Consider the following 3,821-nt stretch of genomic DNA (forward strand, 5'->3'; position numbering starts at 1 on the left):
AAAAATGCGGGGCCAATTTCCATGTGATCCAGGGAGTGGCATGCATCAAAGCAACGTGCCGAGGATCGGAGACTCAAACATGAACCCAGATATATCAAAAGAAATGCCTGAGACAGTCATAGACATCGCGGCGCATCTCGCGGGTCCGACGGTGCGCATCAGCGCACCGCAGTGTTCGTGCGCGACCAGCCTTGAACAGGTGGAATCAGCCTGGGGGTTGGTCTATGAAAACTATTCACATATGGGGCTGATCGACGAAAACCCGTTTGGCCTCCATGCCGTTCCCACTGCGGTGGGACCGCATGCATGCGTGATATGGGGGCCGGAAGGGCCGAGAGTTGGCTATACCATGACCCTATTCCGCGACAATCCGATGGGGCTCGCGCTTGATAGCGTATATTCACCCTATCTGGATGAACTGCGTCGAAATGGACGCCGGCTGCTTGAGGTGGGGATGCTGGCAGATCGTCGTCAGTCCATATCACGTGGCGTCGGCGCCCTGTTCAGCATGATGCGCTGGGGCATATATTTTGGATTGCACAACGATTTGACAGATATTGTCATCGGTGTGCATCCGCGGCATGCCGGGTTCTACATCCGTTGTTACGGCTTCGAAGCATTTGCACCGCCGACAAACTACGCCTTGGTACGAAACAACCCGGTCGTTCTCCTGCGCCTGCCTCTGCTCGAGGCCATGGCGGCAGTCGCGTTGCCACGAGGTCTCGCTGATGCGCGCGACAACCCACTACCCGAGAGTGTGTTCTCGCATCGCTTCGCGTTTGAGCCGAAGCAACTGCGTGGTTCCCTGATCGCGGGCTTTTTGAAAGCCCGATATGGTGTAGACCCGAGCCGGAAGGCGAATTCGGCTGCAGCCTAGCACTCCTGTGGGAGCCCTGTAATCTGCCGGCATGCCTCAGGCCTGATGTCCTACGGCGAGGCCTGCGATCAGATGCTGTGCGGTTTGCCCCGACACTGTGCTGAGCAACGAGGTGCGTATCGAGCTCAGCCGGCCTGATTCACTCCATGCTCGCAACCTCAGGCTGGTGCCGTGCACCCTATTTTTCCTGGCGTCCGTGGGTCAGCAGACCAAGGCGATTGCGGCGCAGTTGAGCCTCGCGCGGCTGCGGATCGCGCGTAGTCGCGTACGCTGTGTCCAGCGCTGACTGACCGGTACCGAGCGCGAGCGACCGCGTGGCGCATCGCCATCGCAGATCGACGTGACCTGGCCTGCGGCAACTGCATCAGCGTCGATTCCTGCCTCCGCACCTGGCAGACGAAGCAACCGGGCCATCACCCGGCCTGATCCTCGCCGACCCACGCAGAACGACATCATGGGTCCGTATATCGCAAACCAGAAGATCCGGCTGATGAAGCGCAGGTGCATCAAACCGGTCGGCGCGCGCATCCTGGTGCCGGGCCAGGCATTCAAGGAAATCTGCCCGGAGCTTCGCAATACCCACCAACGCACTGTTCGACTCGATTGAGCAACTGCAGGACAAGATCACGGCATGGCTATGGACGTCCAATCCCGAGCTTGCGAACTTGGCACTTGCTGGCATCGCGCCGAGACAGAATCTGGAACTTGCCGCATGGATCCACTTTCTGGAGCCCGTTAAAACCGCAGGTATTTGTAATGTGTCACGGACAAGCTGTGTCGGGGAAAGATCCGTGCCACCTGCACACATCAAGTTCTCAAGAGCTGTCGGCATTCTTTACACTACCCGTATTTTTAGAAGTCATGGATCTATAATTATCTATATTTATCAGATATTTATATAGTTGGCACGCCATTTGCATAGGAACTTGGCGCAAAATTTCACACACGCAATGTCTAAGGGGGCATACGATGTATAAACATAAGTATCTGGGGCTGCTCGGTTTGATCGCTGCGAGTCTGTTCGCAACACAGGCTTTCGCCACCACCTGCCCAACCGCCCCGGCGGGGCCCAAATTACAGACACAAGGGGCACCGGTGTGCTTGGCACCGTACGGTAGCGATGGTTCGGGCACCGGCCTGCATGACGTGCTGGGACCTTCAACCAATCCCTCCAGCATTTTTTCATCCGGCCCGGGCGTTAATCCTTACACCCAGCAAACCCAGACTCCGTTCTGGTCAGTCAATGCTTCCAGCGGCAGCATTTCGACGATCTTGCTGCAGATAGCGGGTAACGCAGGCAATGACACGTTCGGTATTTTCGATCCGAATAACGCCAATAACAAGCTGGCACTCATTACCAATGGCTCGAATGGCGATCAAGCTGCACTGTCCACCTACGCCGGCGGCGGCTATGCGGTAAACTTCGGCACGAAAGTATATTTCAGCACCACCAACTATTTCGGGTATTACCTGGCTACCCCGACGGGCACCTTCTACTCCTTACCGTCATTAAACGCGGCCGGCGGCATGACGTATCCCAACGGCATGCCGCACATGGTCGCGTACCATGGTGACGGGGGCAACACACTTCAACCCATGAATGGTTTCTCTGGCGGTACATGGAGCGCCAACGAGTACATCCTGGCTTGGGAAGACCAGCCCTTCGCCAAGTCGGATCTGGACTACAACGATTTCCTGGTGATGGTGGAATCGGTCCATCCGGTCCCGGAACCGGCGGTGCTTGGCATGTTCGGGCTCGGCCTGCTGTTGATCGGCGGGTTCGCGGTAAGTCGTCGTCGGCGGTACAACGTCTGAGTCGGCATCGCATCCACGACCGGAACAGATTCAAAAGCGTTTGATCAGATTTGGCCCGCCAGTACCTGGCGGGCCATTTTCTTGCTGTCGCTTTTCGTGTCCTGGACAAGCTTACGATCCAATCCTGCCTGAGCGGCATGGGCGAACAGCTGCGGCTCTACGCGCCAGTTTGTCCCATCGCGAGAACGGCGCGTTTTGGCCGAAGCACGGATTCAACGTGACAACCCACCATGCCAGCAAAGCCGCTGGTACACTCTATGTCACAAAGGATTGAGGGGGTATCTAAGATGCAGCGGCTCAGAATTGACTTGATCGCGGCCGCGAGGCCCAATTTCATGAAGGTTGCTCCGCTGTTCCATGCTTTGCATGGACAAGCGTGGTGCAGCTTGCGGCTGGTGCATACCGGCCAGCACTACGACCGGAACATGTCGGATGCTTTTTTTCGTGATCTGAAGTTGCCTTCGCCGGATCTGAACCTGGGCGTGGGAAGCGGCAGTCACGCCGAGCAGACCGCCAACGTGATGCTCGCCTACGAAGGTGCCTGCGTCGCGGATCGACCAGACCTGATCGTTGTGGTCGGGGATGTCAATGCAACGCTTGCCTGCACCCTGGTTGGCGCGAAACTGTGCATTACGGTGGCGCACATGGAAGCCGGATTGCGTAGCCGCGACCGCCGGATGCCCGAGGAGATCAATCGGCTGGCCACCGATGCCGTGGCCGACATCCTGTGGACCCCGTCACCGGATGCAGACGAGAATCTCGCCGCGGAAGGCGTTCCTGCGGAAAAGGTCACGCGCGTCGGCAACATCATGATCGACTCCTATGAACTGATGCGTGAACGCATCGATGCCAGCGGCGAACGGAGCAGGCTTGGACTTGAGGAGGGCAAGTACGCGGTGGTGACTCTGCACCGCCCGTCCAACGTGGATGCGCCCGCACAACTGAAGTCACTTGTCAGCCAACTGACAGGCATTGCATCCAGATTGCCCATGGTGTTCCCGGTACATCCACGCACGCGCAAGAACCTGGAAAAATTCGGCCTTTGGCAGAAACTGCTGGAAGCGCCCGGTCTGAAAGTCATCGAGCCACTCGGCTATGTGGATTTCATGAACCTTGTTTGCGGTGCGCA

At 57.6% G+C, this 3,821-nt stretch carries 4 protein-coding genes and 1 pseudogene; all 5 read left to right on the forward strand.

Annotated elements, in window-relative coordinates; translation table 11 throughout:
• Positions 1 to 79: 79 nt before the first annotated feature.
• A complete protein-coding gene (locus PF446_RS11135; protein WP_298071561.1) occupies positions 80 to 877 on the forward strand; it encodes a hypothetical protein in 798 nt (265 codons plus the stop codon).
• Between the two features lie 454 nt (positions 878 to 1,331).
• A complete protein-coding gene (locus PF446_RS11140) occupies positions 1,332 to 1,484 on the forward strand; it encodes a hypothetical protein (protein WP_298071563.1) in 153 nt (50 codons plus the stop codon).
• Positions 1,468 to 1,590: pseudogene (locus tag PF446_RS11145) on the forward strand (IS3 family transposase); the annotation flags it as partial. The gene PF446_RS11140 and the pseudogene PF446_RS11145, both read left to right, overlap by 17 nt.
• A 256-nt stretch (positions 1,591 to 1,846) precedes the next feature.
• Positions 1,847 to 2,692 (forward strand): PEP-CTERM sorting domain-containing protein, encoded by an 846-nt coding sequence (locus tag PF446_RS11150; RefSeq protein WP_298071565.1) that lies wholly within the window; start codon positions 1,847 to 1,849, stop codon positions 2,690 to 2,692.
• A gap of 230 nt (positions 2,693 to 2,922) precedes the next feature.
• A partial coding sequence (locus PF446_RS11155; RefSeq protein WP_298071567.1) for a UDP-N-acetyl glucosamine 2-epimerase occupies positions 2,923 to 3,821 on the forward strand: 899 nt, incomplete at its 3' end.

Source organism: Oleiagrimonas sp. (assembly GCF_027858935.1).
GTDB lineage: Bacteria > Pseudomonadota > Gammaproteobacteria > Xanthomonadales > Rhodanobacteraceae > Oleiagrimonas.